Here is a 13,316-nt window from a genome sequence, read left to right on the forward strand (position 1 = left end):
GGGCTCACTCCTTCACCGCCCCGCCGAGCATGCCCTCGATGAACCGGCGCTGGAGGGCCACGTAGACCACGACCACCGGCAGGGCGATGAGCACCGAGGCCGCCGCGAGGAGCGCCGCGTCGGAGCTGTGCTGGCCCTGGAAGAAGGCGAGGCCGAGCGGGACCGTGCGATGGGCCTCGTCGCTGACCATCACCAGGGCCATCAGGAACTCGTTCCAGGTCCACATGAAGGTGATCACGACCATGGTGGAGATCGCCGGGCGGCCCATCGGGACCAGGACGCGCCACAGCGTGGTCCAGGTGTTCGCCCCGTCGATCCGGGCGGCCTCGATCACCGACCGTGCGCTGCCGCGGAAGTACGTGCGCATCCAGAAGACCCCGAAGGCCAGCGACTGCGCGGTCTGCGGCAGGATCAACGCCCAGTAGCTGTCGGTGAGTTCGGCGTAGCGCAGATCGAAGTAGAGCGGGACGACCAGCGCCTCCTGGGGCAGGGTCAGCCCGATCACGAAGAGGTGGAAGAGCACCGTGGAGCCGGGGAAGCGCATCACCCCGAAGGCGTAGGCGGCGAGGACGGCCAGCACGGTGGTGGCGGCCACCACGACCGCCGTGACCAGCACCGAGTTCCCCAGATAGGTGCCGAAGTGGCCACGGCTCCAGGCGTCGGCGAAGTTGCTCCAGTGCAGACCGCCCTTCGGCAGCGAGAAGCCGGTGTCCAGGGAGCTCTGCGAGCCGAAGGCCGTGGAGAGGATGCCGATCACGGGGGTGAGCGCGATGACGGTGAACAGGGCGAGGATGCCGTAGGTGACGGTGCGTTCCAGGCGTGTCGTCATGCCCGCCGCCCTTCCACGAGCCGGGAGACCGTGACGGTCAGGACGAAGATCAGGACGGTGAGGGCCACGCCGACGGCGGCGGCCGAGCCGACCTGGTTGGTCTCGAAGGCCCGGTGGTAGACCTCGTAGGCGGGTACGGAGGTGGCGTTTCCGGGGCCGCCGCTGGTGGTGATGTAGATCAGGTCGAAGTTGCGCAGCCCCGCCACGACGGTCAGGGTCAGCGCCACCGCGATCTGCGGTCGCAGACCGGGCAGGGTGACGGTGAGGAATTCGCGCAGCGGCCCGGCGCCGTCCATCCGCGCCGCCTCGTACAGCTCGCGCGGGATGCGCTGGGCCCCGGCGAGGAAGAGCACCATGCACAGCCCGGTGCCGACCCAGGTGCCGACGACGCCGACGGCGGGCAGCGCCCAGGTGTAGTCGCCGAGCCAGGGGCGGGCGAGGCCGCCGAGGCCGACCGCGCGCAGGGCGTCGTTGAGCAGCCCGTCGGGGGCGAGGATCGAGCGCCAGGCCACGCCGACCACGATCAGCGCCAGGACCTGCGGCAGGAACAGGACGGTACGGAAGAAGGTCATCCCCCGGATCCGGACCCGGGACATCAGGGCGGCCAGCAGCAGCCCGATCGCCACCGGCAGGGCCGCGTAGAAGACGAGCAGCAGCAGTGCGTGGAGGAAGGGGGCGCGCAGGCTCGCATCGCTGAACAGCGCGCGGTAGTTGTCGAATCCGGCGGGGGTGGCGACGGTCAGCCCGTCCCAGTGCACGAACGACAGCCACACCGACTGCCCGAACGGGTAGAGCAGGAAGGCGGCGTACACGATCAGCGCGGGCAGGATGTACACATAGCCGATGGCACGCGGCTCTCCGGGTGCCCGGCGGCGGTAGGCCCTGGTCACAGCGGTGGGCTTCATCGGGTCCCCGCCGGTGCGGGCGTGGCCTCGTGCTGCTCGCGCTGCTTCTTCATGAAGGCGCCGTAGTCCTTCTGCAGGGTCGCGGCGAAGGTGTCCGGGGAGGTCTTGCGGCTGATCACGCCCTGGAGGGCGGCCGAGAGCGTGTCGTAGAAGCTGGGGGTGGTGTAGTCCAGATACGGGACGAGTCCGTCCGCGGCGCTCAGCCGCTTCCACCCGGCGATCATCTGGCCGTCGGCGCTGTCCGGGCTCACCTGGGCCGCGGCCTTGGCCGGTACGGCGGGCAGCACTCCGTGCCGGGTCATGACGTCGGCGGCGTGGGCGTCGGTGAGGAAGTCCAGATAGGCGGCGGCCACCTCCGGGTGGCGGGAGCGGGAGGTGATGGACCAGGCGAGGCCCTGGCCGCCGGTGGTGACGGGGTCGCCACCGGCCTTGGCGGGCGGGGGCGGCATCATGCCCAGCTTGTCGCCCATGGACTTCTTGAGGTCGGCCAGCTGCCAGGTGCCGGTCAGCAGATAGGCGCCGTCGCCGGAGGCGAACTTCTTGGCCGCGTCGTCGTAGCCGAGGCCGTTGGCGCCGCCCGGCAGATAGCCGCGCTATCCAGTCGGCGAGGGTCGCCGCGGCGCCCTTGGTGGCGGCGTTGTCGAAGCCGTCGCCGCGGCCGAGGACGGTGTCGCGGGCGTCGGCGGCGCCGAGCTGGTCGTGCAGCACCCCGAAGGTGTGGATGGCCGGGTACTTGTCGAGGTTGCCGAACTGGACCGGCAGCTCGCCGCGGTCCTTCAGCCGGGCCAGGCCACCCGTGAACTCGCCCCAGGTGCGCGGAGGTTGGAGCCCGGCCTGCTTCAGCAGGTCCTTGTTGTAGTAGAGGCCGATGTACTCGCCGGTCTGGGAGATGCCGTAGAGCCGCCCCCTGCCGAAGTCGTTGCCGTCGGCGGAGACCCGGTTGAGGCCCAGCAGGGTGCCGGGGTAGCGGGTGTTCCAGTCGTAGATCCCGGCGTAGTTGTCGAGCGGGGCGAGCAGCCCGGCCCGGACGAAGGCCACCATGTCCGGGTAGCCCTGGTTGGCCTGGATGACATCGGGCGGATTGTTGCCGGAGACGGCCAGCTTCAGGGTGGTCTTCAGATCGGTGAAGCTCCGGGCGACCCGCTTGATCCGCACATTGGGGTACTTCTTCTCGAACTCCCGGTTCAGCTGCTGTATCTCGCCGTTGGTCCCGCCGCGTATCTCCTGGTCCCACACGGTCAGCGTGGTCTTTCCGGCCTTGGCCGGATCGGGTATCGCGGTGGCCGCGCCGGTTCCGGCACCGGCGGCCCCCGAGCCGTCGGTGCCGGGGACGCACCCCGCGGCGAGCAGGACGACGCCGACGGCGAGCGCGGCCGGGACGGCTCTGCCACGCGGCCGGCGCGCCCGGGTACGGGCGAGTTCCATGGGGTTCTCCTCGATGCGGTGGTCAGGAGCGTCAGGACCGTTGGGCACTGTCATGCACCCGGAAGCCGATGGTGGGCAGGGCCCGCAGCCGTGGGCAGTCGCGCACCCGGTCCGGGATCAGCTCGCCCAGGAAGCCGTAGCGGCGGGCGAGTTCGGCCGCCGCCGCCCCGCCGTCGGCCGGCCGCCGTGCGCGGTTCCACCACGCGGCCACCTCCGGCCAGCCGGGCGCGGCCAGGGAGCCGCCGAAGTGCTGGACGGAGAGGGCGGCGGTGAGGTTGGCGAAGGCGAGCCGGTCGGCGAGCGGCCAGCCGGCGAGCGTTCCGGTCATGAATCCGGCCACGAAGACATCGCCCGCCCCGGTCGGGTCCAGCGCGTCCACGGGCAGCCCGGGCACCTCGGCGCTCTCCCCGGTGAGCGAGTCGATGGCCACGGCGCCCTCGGCGCCCCGGGTGACGACCGCGATCGGCACCCGCTCCGCCAGGGCGCGCACCGCCCGCTCGGGGCTGTCGGTGCGGGTGTAGCGCTGGGCCTCGGCCGCGTTGGGCAGGAAGGCGTGGGCGTAGGGCAGATCGGGGAGCGCGGCGGGGTCCCAGCGGCCGGATTCGTCCCAGCCGACATCGGCGAAGATCTTGCTGCCCTGGGCGTGCGCCTGGCGCACCCAGTCCTCCTGGCGCCCCGGTTCGAAGGCGGTCACACAGGCGCGGGAGCGGGGCGGCGCGCCCTGGACGGCGGGCGGCGGGGCCGGGTGCTCATGGGTGACCATGGTGCGCTCGCCCTCGTACGCCATGGAGACGGTGACCGGGGAGTGCCAGCCGGGGACGCGCCGGGAGTGGGTGAGGTCCACCCCCTCGCCGAGGGCGAGGCTCTCCCAGCAGTAGTCGCCGTAGACATCGGTGCCGAAGGCGGCGGCGAGCGTGGTGTGCAGTCCCAAGCGGGCCAGGGCGGTGGCCATGTTGGCGATGCCGCCGGGGCTCGATCCCATACCGCGCGCCCAGGACTCGGTGCCGCGCACGGGAGCGTGGCCGAGCCCGGTGAAGATGATGTCCAGGAACACGGTGCCGGTGAGGTAGACGTCGTGCTCGGGGTCCCTGGCGACGCGCAGCGCCGCGAGCGGGTCGATCGGCTGGATCGGATCGGGTGTTGCGGCCGTGGTGCTCACCGACGTGCCTTTCCTTGTACGGCATCGCGTGTTCGCGCCGATGCGGTGTGAGCGACACCTTGCACCTCACCCGAAAGGAATGCAAGAGGTCGATCAGAGTCGCGCACACTCGCTCATCTGGAGTACGTTGCCACCATGCTGCGAGAGACCCGCCACGAGAAGCTGCTGAGCATCCTCGGCGAGGAGGGCGTGCTGCCCATCGGGGAGATCGCCACACGTCTGGGCATCAGCGAGGCCACCGCCCGCCGGGACCTCACCGAGCTGGGCCGGGCGGGCCGGCTCACCCGGGTCTACGGCGGCGCGGTGGCGGCACCCACCGAGGACGAGGAGCGCCCGTTCGGCGAGGTGGCGGTCGACGACCTGGCCGACAAGGAGGCCGTCGCCCGCGCCGCCGCGGAGCTGGTCGCGGACGGCGATGTGCTGCTGCTGGACATCGGCACCACCACCCTCCAGCTCGCCAAGCTGCTGCGCGGCCGGCCGGTCACCGTGGTGACCAGCAATCTCGCGGTCTACGACGAGCTGCGCGACGACCCGAAGGTGACCCTGATCCTGCTGGGCGGGCAGGTGCGATCCAACTACCGCTCGGTGGTCGGCTTTCTCACCGAGTCCAACCTCCGCCAGCTGCGGGTGGGCCGGCTCTTCCTCGGCGCGAGCGGGGTCCTCCCCGACGGCAGCGTGCTGGACAGCACCCATGTGGAGGTGCCGGTCAAACGGGCCATGCTCGGCGCGACCCGGAAGGTGGTGCTGCTCGCCACCGCGGGGAAGTTCCCCGGTGACACCGGCCTCGCCCGGATCTGCGGACCGGAGCGGATCGACACCCTGATCACCAACAAGACATCCGACCCGGCGACGCTCGCCGTATTCCGCGAGGCCGATGTGGAGGTAGTGACCGTATGAGGCTGACTGTGCTGGGCGGCGGCGGGTTCCGTATGCCCCTGGTGTACCGGGCCCTGCTCGATGACACCGGTGACGAGGCCGGCCGCTGCACCGAGCTGGTGCTGTACGACACCGATCCGCACCGGCTGGACGCGATCCGCGCGGTCCTGGCCGAACAGGCCCAGGGCCGCCCCACCGCCCCCGCGGTCCGGGCCACCACCGATCTGGACGAGGCGCTGCGCGGCGCCGACTTCGTCTTCTCGGCCATCCGCGTGGGCGGCCTGGAGGGCCGGGCGAACGACGAGCGGATTCCGCTCGGCGAAGGGGTGCTGGGGCAGGAGACCGTGGGCGCTGGCGGGGTGCTCTACGGGCTGCGCACCCTCCCGGTGGCGCTGCGGATCGCGGAGCGGATCGCCACCGTGGCCCCGGACGCGTGGGTCATCAACTTCACCAACCCCGCGGGCATGGTCACCGAGGCGATGCAGCGGGTGCTCGGCGACCGGGTGATCGGCATCTGCGACTCCCCGGTCGGCCTGTGCCGCCGTGCCGCGCGGGCGGTCGGGGCCGATCCGGACCGGGCCGTCTACGACTATGTGGGCCTCAACCATCTGGGCTGGCTGCGGCGGGTGGTGGTGGACGGCCGGGACCGGCTGCCCCAACTGCTCGGCGACACCGCCGCCCTGGAGTCGTTCGAGGAGGGCAAGCTCTTCGGCGCGGAGTGGCTGCGGGCGCTCGGCGCGCTGCCGAACGAGTATCTGCACTACTACTACTTCAACCGGGAGGCGGTGGCCTCGATCCGCCAATCCCCCGCCACCCGTGGGGAGTTCCTCCGCGACCAGCAGGCCCGGTTCTACGAGACGGCGGGCTCAGGCGCGCCCGGGGCGCTCACGGCGTGGGAGCGCACCCGGCTGGAGCGCGAGGCCACGTACATGGCCGAGAGCCGCGAGGCCACCGGCGGCTGGGAGCGCGACTCCTGCGATCTGGACGGCGGCGGCTACGACCGGATCGCGCTCGCCATCATGCGGGCGATCGCCCGCGATGAGCGCGCCACGCTGATCCTCAATGTGCGCAACCGTACGGCGGTCCCCGGGCTGGACGAGGACGCCGTGGTGGAGGTGCCCTGCCTGGTGGACGCGGGCGGGGCGCGGCCGCTGGCGACCGGCGCGGTGGCCCCGGACCAGCTCGGCCTGATGCTGTCGCTCAAGGCCGTGGAGCGCTCGGCCATCGAGGCGGCCACGACCGAAGCGGGCAGCGATTCGGGCATCGCCCGCGGTGCGGCCCTGCGGGCTCTGGCGCTCCACCCCTTGGTGGACTCGGTCAAGGTGGCGGGCCGGATTCTGGACGCCTCCGGGGCGCTCGCCCGCTCTTAGCACATGTCCGTTCGGGCATTCCCCAGTATCTGGAGGCGCCCGGTCGGGCTCCGTTCACGCCCTCTTTCGGCAAACGGGCGAGAATCGGGCCCACCGGGGGGACAATCAGGCATCCGGGTTCCTCACCGTCCGTTGCCTCATCGGCCCTGACCTGCTGAGATAACGGTTGTGAAACGGGCGCATACGGTCACGATCTCTGCGGTGCCAAGGCTGGCCACTCCTGTTGCACGCTTGTAAAACTGCCACGCAAGCCGAAAGACAAGGCAGGAGGTGCGGCGTGGACGCCGAGGAACGCCGTCGGGAGATCCTCGACACGGCTCGCCGTGCCGGCGTCGTCGACGTGGGCAAGCTCGCCGCCGACCTCGGGGTGTCCAAGGAGACGGTCCGCCGCGATCTGCGGGTTCTGGAACAGCACGGACTGGTGCGGCGCACCCATGGCGGCGCCTACCCCGTGGAGAGCGCCGGCTTCGAGACCACCCTGGCCTTCCGCACCACCATGCATGTGCCGGAGAAGTCGCGGATCGCGAGCGCGGCCGCCGATCTGCTGGGCGATGCCGAGACGGTCTTCATCGACGAGGGATTCACCCCGCAGCTGATCGCGGAGGCCCTGCCCCGGGACCGGCCGCTCACCGTGATCACCGCTTCCCTCACGACCGCCACCGGCCTCGCCACCCGTGACAACACCACCGTGCTGCTCCTCGGCGGCCGGGTGCGCGGCGGCACGATGGCCACCGTCGACCACTGGGCGACGCATATGCTCTCCGGCTTCGTCATCGACCTGGCGTTCATCGGCGCCAACGGCATCTCCCGCCAGTACGGCCTGACCACCCCGGATCCGGCGGTCAGCGAGGTCAAGGCGCAGGTGGTGCGGGTGTCCCGGCGGAAGATCTTCTCCGGGGTGCACACCAAATTCGGAGCCGTCAGCTTCTGCCGGTTCGCAGATGTCTCGGACTTCGAAACGATCGTGACCGACACCGGTCTACCGCTGACCGAGGCACATCGCTATTCGCTGCTGGGCCCCCAGATCGTCAGGGTCTGACGCCCTTCCTCCGCTGTTTTCACCTTCCCCACGTCCCTTCGATTGGACCCGTTATGCCAGTCCTGACTCTTCGTGCTGCCCGGATACCGGTGGTGGCCCTGACCGCGGGCGCGCTCCTGACCGGTTGCGCCGGTATGGGGGGCGGCAGCTCAGGCGACAAGACCATCCGCGTCCTGATGGTGAACAACCCGCAGATGGTGGACTTGCAGAAGCTCACCAAGAAGTATTTCACCAAGGAAACGGGCATCACGGTCAATTTCACGATGATGCCCGAGAACGAGGTCCGCGACAAGATCAGCCAGGACTTCGCCAATCAGGCGCGCCAGTACGACGTGGCCACCATCAGCAATTTCGAGGTGCCCTTCTACGCGAAGAACGGCTGGCTGATGCCGCTGGACGGTTACGCCGCCAAGGACAAGGCATTCGACCAGAAGGACGTCCTGCCCTCGATGCGGCAGTCGCTGACCGCCGAGGACGGCAAGCTCTACGCCGAGCCCTTCTACGGCGAGTCGTCGTTCCTGATGTACCGCAAGGACGTCCTCGCCGAGAAGCATCTGAAGATGCCCGAGCGGCCCACCTGGCAGCAGGTCGCGGACATCGCGTCCAAGGTGGACGGCGCCCGCAAGGGGATGAACGGCATCTGCCTGCGCGGACTGCCCGGCTGGGGAGAGCTGATGGCCCCGCTGACCACGGTGGTCAACACCTTCGGCGGCACCTGGTTCACCAAGGACTGGAAGGCGCAGCTGGACTCGCCCGAGTTCATCAAGGCGACCAAGTTCTATGTCGACCTGGTGCGCAAGCACGGTGAGGCCGGTGCGGCCCAGTCGGGCTTCGCCGAGTGCCTGAACAACCTCACCCAGGGCAAGAGCGCCATGTGGTACGACGCCACCTCGGCCGCCGGGTCGCTGGAGGCCGCGAAGTCCCCGGTCAAGGGCAAGATCGGCTATGTCCAGGCGCCGGTGGAGAAGACCGACAGCTCGGGCTGGCTCTACACCTGGGCCTGGGGCGTCCAGAAGGCGACGCGCCACCCCGACAACGCGTGGAAGTTCATCTCCTGGGCATCCAGCAAGAAGTACGAAGAGCTGGTCGGCAAGAGCTTCGGCTATGCCAACGTACCCGCGGGCAAGCGGTCGTCCACCTATTCCAATCCGGACTACCGCGACACCGCCGGCTCCTTCTCCGAGGAGACCCGCAAGGCGATCCTCGCCGCCAAGCCGCGTGATCCGGGAGTGCAGCCCCGGCCGACCATCGGCATCCAGTTCGTCGATATCCCCGAATTCGCCGATCTGGGCACCAAGGTCGCCCAGGAGATCAGCGCCGCCATCGCCGGAAAGCAATCCGTCGAGTCGGCATTGAAGAAGTCGCAGCAGCTGGCCGAGAAGGTCGGCGAGGAGTACCGATGAGTAATCCGACGACGGCAGTATCCGTGAGCGGCGAGCGGCCACCGACCGCGGCGCCCGCCTCCGCACCGCGCCCCGTGGCGCGGCGGAACCGGGCCCGGGAGTGGGCCACCCGGGCGCCGCTGCTGCCCGCACTGATCTTCCTGATCGTGGTCACCCAGCTGCCGTTCGTGGCCACGCTGGTGATCTCGCTCTTCGACTGGAACTCGTTCCGGCCCGACCGCCGTGCGTTCGCCGGGCTGGACAACTACAAGACGGTGCTCAGCGACGACGCGCTGCGCGAGTCCATCGTCACCACCGTGCTGCTGACCGCCTCCGTGGTGATCGTCAGCGTGGTGCTGGGGCTGCTGCTCGCGCTGCTGCTGGACCGCAAGTTCCGCGGCCGGGGCCTGGTCCGCACCATGCTCATCGCCCCGTTCCTGCTGGTGCCGGTGGCCTCGGCGCTGCTGTGGAAGCACGCGCTGTACAACCCCGAGTACGGCCTGTTCAACGGCGTGCTCAACTGGCTGGGCGGGCCCCAGCCGGAGTGGCTGACCGATACGCCGCTGATCGCGGTGGAGGCGTCGCTGATCTGGCAGTGGACGCCGTTCATGATGCTCATACTGCTGGCCGGGCTGCAGAGCCGCCCGCTGGACATGATCGAGGCGGCCCGGCTGGACGGGGCGGGCAACTGGCAGATCTTTCGCTTCCTGACGCTGCCGCATCTGCGCCGCTACCTGGAGCTCGGCACCCTGCTCGGATCCATCTACATCGTGCAGAACTTCGACGCCGTCTTCACCATGACCCGCGGTGGCCTGGACACCGCCAACCTGCCGTACACCATTTACGAAACCTTCTACAACGCCCACGAGTACGGGCTGGCATCGGCCGCGGGGGTCGTGGTGGTGATCGGCACGATCATCATCGCCACCTTCGCGCTGCGCGTGGTGTCGTCCCTCTTCCGTGAGGAGGCGTCCCGCGCATGACCGCCGTGAGCACCCCGGTGCCCATCACATCCGTTCCGGAAGCCACCCGCCGGGCCAAGCGGCGCGGTGCCGCGCTCGGCGTACTGGCCTGGTTCATCGGCATCGTCTTCGTCCTGCCCGTGCTGTGGATGCTGCTGACCTCGTTCCACTCCGAGGCCGACGCCGCCACCAACCCGCCGTCGCTGGCCGCTCCGCTGACCCTCGACGGGTACAAGGACTTCTTCGGCGTGGGCGGCGGGGCGAGCCCCTGGCCCGCGCTGCTGAACTCGGTGGGCACCTCCCTCTTCTCCACCTGCTTCGTGCTGGTGCTAGCGCTTCCGGCGGCGTTCGCGCTGTCGATCCGGCCGGTGCGCAAGTGGACGGATGTGATGTTCTTCTTCCTGTCCACCAAGATGCTGCCGGTGGTGGCCGGACTGCTGCCGGTGTTCCTGTTCGCCAGGGACATCAACTTCCTGGACAACGTCTGGCTGTTGGTGATCCTCTACACCTCGATGAACCTGCCGATCGCGGTGTGGATGATGCAGTCCTTCCTCGCCGACATCCCGGTGTCCATCATCGAGGCCGCCCAGATGGACGGGGCGCGGCTGCCCACCATCCTATGGCGGGTCGTCGCCCCGATCGCGGGCCCGGGCATCGCCGCCACCTCGCTGATCTGCTTCATCTTCAGCTGGAACGAGATGCTCTTCGCCCAAGTGCTCACCGGTGTGGTCGCCCAGACCGCCCCGGCGTTCCTGACCACGTTCGTCACCAGCCAGGGGCTGTTCCTGGCCAAGGTGTGCGCGGCGTCGATGGTCATTTCCCTGCCGGTGCTCGCCGCCGGTTTCGCCGCCCAGGACAAGCTGGTCCAGGGCCTGTCGCTAGGAGCAGTCAAATGAGGGCCGCAGTCATCGAAGCCCCGGGCAAGGTCACCGTCGCCACCGTCGCGGACCCCACCCCGGGCCCCCGTGAGGTCGTGGTGGACGTGGCGGCCTGCGGGCTGTGCGGCACCGATCTGCACATCCTGCAGGGCGAGTTCGCGCCCACGCTGCCGATCGTCCCCGGGCATGAGTTCGCCGGTGTGGTCGTGGGCATCGGCAGCGGTGTCACCGAGCTGGAGGTGGGCGACCGGGTCGCGGTCGACCCCTCCCTGCACTGCCACGAGTGCCGTTACTGCCGGATCGGCCGGGGCAATCTGTGCGACAACTGGAACGCGATCGGGGTCAGCGTCGCCGGCGGGGCCGCCGAGTTCGCGGTGGCCCCGGTGGCCAACTGCGTCAAGCTGCCCGAGCATGTGGACGTGGCCGACGCGGCCCTGATCGAGCCGCTGTCCTGCGCGGTGCGCGGCTATGACGTGCTCAACGGCAACCTGGGCGCCGAGGTGCTCATCTACGGCTCCGGCACCATGGGGCTGATGATGCTGGAGCTGGCCAAGCGCACCGGCGCCGCCAGCGTGGACATGCTCGACGTCAACGCCGAGCGGCTGGCCACCGCCGGCACCCTCGGCTGCACCCGGTCCGCCGCCTCGGCGGACGAGCTGGAGCAGCCGCGCGGCTGGGACGTGGTCATCGACGCCACCGGCAACCAGGCCGCCATTCAGGACGGCCTGGGCCGGGTGGCCAAGGCCGGAACGTTCCTGCAGTTCGGTGTCTCCGACTACGCGACGCGGGCCACCATCGAGCCGTACAAGATCTACAACCAGGAGATCACCATCACCGGCTCCATGGCCGTGCTGCACAGCTATGAGCGTGCCGCCGGGCTGTTCGCGACCGGGGTGCTGGACCCGAAGATCTTCATCAGCCACCGGCTGCCGCTGGAGGAGTACCCCCAGGCGCTCGACCAGTTCAAGGCGGGACAGGGCCGGAAGATCGTGGTCGTCCCGTAACCGTACGTGGTTGACGGCCCAGGCCCGGGGCACCAGGCTTGGGCCGTCAATGATCACGGTCGGCGGGAGGGCGGGCAGATGGGCAAGGGCGACGCGGTGGTGGTGGGCGGAGGGCTCGCGGGCACACTGGCCGCGGGGGCGCTCCTCGGCCACGTCGACACGGTCACCCTGGTGGAGCGCGACCGCTACCCGGAGCAGCCCGTCTTCCGCAAGGGCGTGCCCCAGGGCCGCCATCTGCATGTCTTCCTCAGTGGCGGACGGCGGGCCCTGGAAGAGCTGTTCCCCGGGCTGAACGGCGAGTTGGAGGCGGCGGGCGCACATCGCCTGGAGGCGCCGCGCGATGTGATCACCAAGGCCCCCAACGGCTGGCAGCGCCGCTTCCACGAGGGCCGGCACGCCACCACCAGCTGCACCCGGGCGCTGTTCGACGCCACCGTACGGGCGCGGGTGCTGGCCGAGGCCGAGGGGTCCGGGACCCGGGTAGAGGTGCTCCAGGGCACCGAGGCCATCGGGTTGCTCGGCGGCGCGGACCGGGTGACCGGCGTACGGGTGCGGGCGCGCGACGCCGGGCGCACCGGCCGGGAGCTGCCCGCCGATCTGGTCGTCGACGCCTCGGGGCGTGGCTCGCGCGCCCCCAAGTGGCTGACGGAACTGGGCGCTCCGGCGCCGCGCGAGGAGGTCGTCGACGCCGGGATCGGCTACTGCACCCAGATGTTCCGGCCCGCCGAACCCCTGGACATGGTGATGGTCGTCCAGCCGCGCCCGGACTGTCCGCGCGGTGCGGCATGGTCCCCGGTCGAGGGCGGCAACTGGCTGCTGACGCTGTCGGGGGTGCGCGGTCAGCATCCGCCGACCGAGGGCTCGGAGGTGCTCGGCTTCGTCAAGTCCCTGAACGAGCCGACGCTGTACGAGCATCTGCGGAGCTGTGAGCCGGTGTCCCCGCCGTACGGGTTCCGCGACACCTCCAACCGGCGCCGCCACTACGACGCCCCGGGCGCGGTGCCCGAGGGGTTCCTCGCGGTCTCGGACGCCGCCTGCACCTTCAATCCGATCTACGGCCAGGGCATGGCGGTGGCCGCCCTCAGCGGGCTGGCCCTGCGCCGCTGTCTGGCCGAGTCGGGTCTGCGGCCCGGCTTCGCGGCCGTGGCACAGCGCGCCGTGGCCCGGGCGAGCGACACCGCCTGGCTGACCGCCGTCGGCGCGGACCGCCCGTACGCCGCGGACGCGGGCACCACGCCGCCGGGAGCGGCCGAGCGGCTGCGGAGCTGGTACTTCGGCCGGCTGGCGGACCGGGCCGCGATCGACCCGGTGGTCGGCGCGGCGTTCCGTGACGTCACCTATCTCGCGGCGGGCCCGTCCCGGCTGCTGTCCCCCGGGGTCGCCCTGCGGACGGTGCTGCTGCCGAGGGCCCGGGGCCTGACGGACCCACCGCTGCGCGTGGAGAGCTGACCCGGGCCCGGGGCTCCCGGCGGGGCGGAGCCCCCGGA

General features: G+C 70.5%; 11 protein-coding genes and 1 pseudogene. 8 read left to right on the top strand and 4 right to left on the bottom strand.

The window, feature by feature from the left end:
* Window positions 1-4: 4 nt before the first annotated feature.
* The 4 genes and pseudogenes from J8403_RS05390 to J8403_RS05405 form a co-directional block, all read right to left on the bottom strand.
* On the bottom strand, window positions 5-829 hold the full coding sequence (locus J8403_RS05390) for a carbohydrate ABC transporter permease (protein ID WP_211122125.1): 825 nt from the start codon (window positions 827-829) through the stop codon (window positions 5-7).
* Window positions 826-1,734 carry a carbohydrate ABC transporter permease gene (locus tag J8403_RS05395; protein WP_211122126.1) on the bottom strand — a complete coding sequence of 303 codons (909 nt, stop codon included), beginning with the start codon at window positions 1,732-1,734 and terminating at the stop codon, window positions 826-828. The genes J8403_RS05390 and J8403_RS05395 overlap by 4 nt, the downstream gene beginning before the upstream one ends.
* Window positions 1,731-3,159, bottom strand: a pseudogene (locus J8403_RS44700) (extracellular solute-binding protein). Before J8403_RS44700 ends, J8403_RS05395 begins: the two are co-directional and overlap by 4 nt.
* 31 nt (window positions 3,160-3,190) lie before the next feature.
* Window positions 3,191-4,318, bottom strand: a complete 1,128-nt coding sequence (locus tag J8403_RS05405) for a carbohydrate kinase family protein (RefSeq protein ID WP_211122127.1) — start codon at window positions 4,316-4,318, stop codon at window positions 3,191-3,193.
* 135 nt (window positions 4,319-4,453) lie between these two features.
* On the opposite strand from J8403_RS05405, the gene J8403_RS05410 reads away from it, so the two are divergent.
* From J8403_RS05410 to J8403_RS05445, 8 genes are all read left to right on the top strand, one after another.
* Window positions 4,454-5,215, top strand: coding sequence for a DeoR/GlpR family DNA-binding transcription regulator (locus tag J8403_RS05410; protein WP_211122128.1), 762 nt, complete (start codon window positions 4,454-4,456; stop codon window positions 5,213-5,215).
* A complete protein-coding gene (locus J8403_RS05415) occupies window positions 5,212-6,564 on the top strand; it encodes a 6-phospho-beta-glucosidase (RefSeq protein ID WP_211122129.1) in 1,353 nt (450 codons plus the stop codon). The genes J8403_RS05410 and J8403_RS05415 overlap by 4 nt, the downstream gene beginning before the upstream one ends.
* 277 nt (window positions 6,565-6,841) lie before the next feature.
* Window positions 6,842-7,603, top strand: a complete 762-nt coding sequence (locus tag J8403_RS05420; protein ID WP_137968737.1) for a DeoR/GlpR family DNA-binding transcription regulator — start codon at window positions 6,842-6,844, stop codon at window positions 7,601-7,603.
* Window positions 7,604-7,656: 53 nt separating this feature from the next.
* Complete coding sequence (locus tag J8403_RS05425) at window positions 7,657-9,006, top strand: ABC transporter substrate-binding protein (protein ID WP_211122130.1); 1,350 nt, start codon at window positions 7,657-7,659, stop codon at window positions 9,004-9,006.
* The gene (locus J8403_RS05430) at window positions 9,003-9,968 is read left to right on the top strand and encodes a carbohydrate ABC transporter permease (RefSeq protein WP_211122131.1); all 966 of its coding nucleotides are present in this window, start codon (window positions 9,003-9,005) and stop codon (window positions 9,966-9,968) included. Before J8403_RS05425 ends, J8403_RS05430 begins: the two co-directional genes overlap by 4 nt.
* Entirely contained in the window at window positions 9,965-10,843 is an 879-nt protein-coding gene (locus J8403_RS05435) for a carbohydrate ABC transporter permease (RefSeq protein ID WP_078639161.1), read from the top strand. Before J8403_RS05430 ends, J8403_RS05435 begins: the two co-directional genes overlap by 4 nt.
* Window positions 10,840-11,829, top strand: a complete 990-nt coding sequence (locus tag J8403_RS05440; protein ID WP_211122132.1) for a zinc-dependent alcohol dehydrogenase family protein — start codon at window positions 10,840-10,842, stop codon at window positions 11,827-11,829. Before J8403_RS05435 ends, J8403_RS05440 begins: the two co-directional genes overlap by 4 nt.
* 78 nt (window positions 11,830-11,907) lie before the next feature.
* The gene (locus J8403_RS05445; RefSeq protein ID WP_211122133.1) at window positions 11,908-13,278 is read left to right on the top strand and encodes an NAD(P)/FAD-dependent oxidoreductase; all 1,371 of its coding nucleotides are present in this window, start codon (window positions 11,908-11,910) and stop codon (window positions 13,276-13,278) included.
* The last annotated feature ends 38 nt before the right edge of the window (window positions 13,279-13,316 follow it).

Source organism: Streptomyces yatensis (assembly GCF_018069625.1).
Taxonomy (GTDB): domain Bacteria; phylum Actinomycetota; class Actinomycetes; order Streptomycetales; family Streptomycetaceae; genus Streptomyces; species Streptomyces yatensis.

Excerpts from the sequence above, each read along its gene's own strand:
- J8403_RS05440 (WP_211122132.1), top strand. The coding sequence starts at position 10,840 with ATGAGGGCCGCAGTCATCGAAGCCCCGGGCAAGGTCACCGTCGCCACC.
- J8403_RS05435 (WP_078639161.1), top strand. The coding sequence starts at position 9,965 with ATGACCGCCGTGAGCACCCCGGTGCCCATCACATCCGTTCCGGAAGCC.
- J8403_RS05430 (WP_211122131.1), top strand. The coding sequence starts at position 9,003 with ATGAGTAATCCGACGACGGCAGTATCCGTGAGCGGCGAGCGGCCACCG.
- J8403_RS05390 (WP_211122125.1), bottom strand. The coding sequence starts at position 829 with ATGACGACACGCCTGGAACGCACCGTCACCTACGGCATCCTCGCCCTG.
- J8403_RS05395 (WP_211122126.1), bottom strand. The coding sequence starts at position 1,734 with ATGAAGCCCACCGCTGTGACCAGGGCCTACCGCCGCCGGGCACCCGGA.
- J8403_RS05445 (WP_211122133.1), top strand. The coding sequence starts at position 11,908 with ATGGGCAAGGGCGACGCGGTGGTGGTGGGCGGAGGGCTCGCGGGCACA.
- J8403_RS05425 (WP_211122130.1), top strand. The coding sequence starts at position 7,657 with ATGCCAGTCCTGACTCTTCGTGCTGCCCGGATACCGGTGGTGGCCCTG.
- J8403_RS05415 (WP_211122129.1), top strand. The coding sequence starts at position 5,212 with ATGAGGCTGACTGTGCTGGGCGGCGGCGGGTTCCGTATGCCCCTGGTG.
- J8403_RS05410 (WP_211122128.1), top strand. The coding sequence starts at position 4,454 with ATGCTGCGAGAGACCCGCCACGAGAAGCTGCTGAGCATCCTCGGCGAG.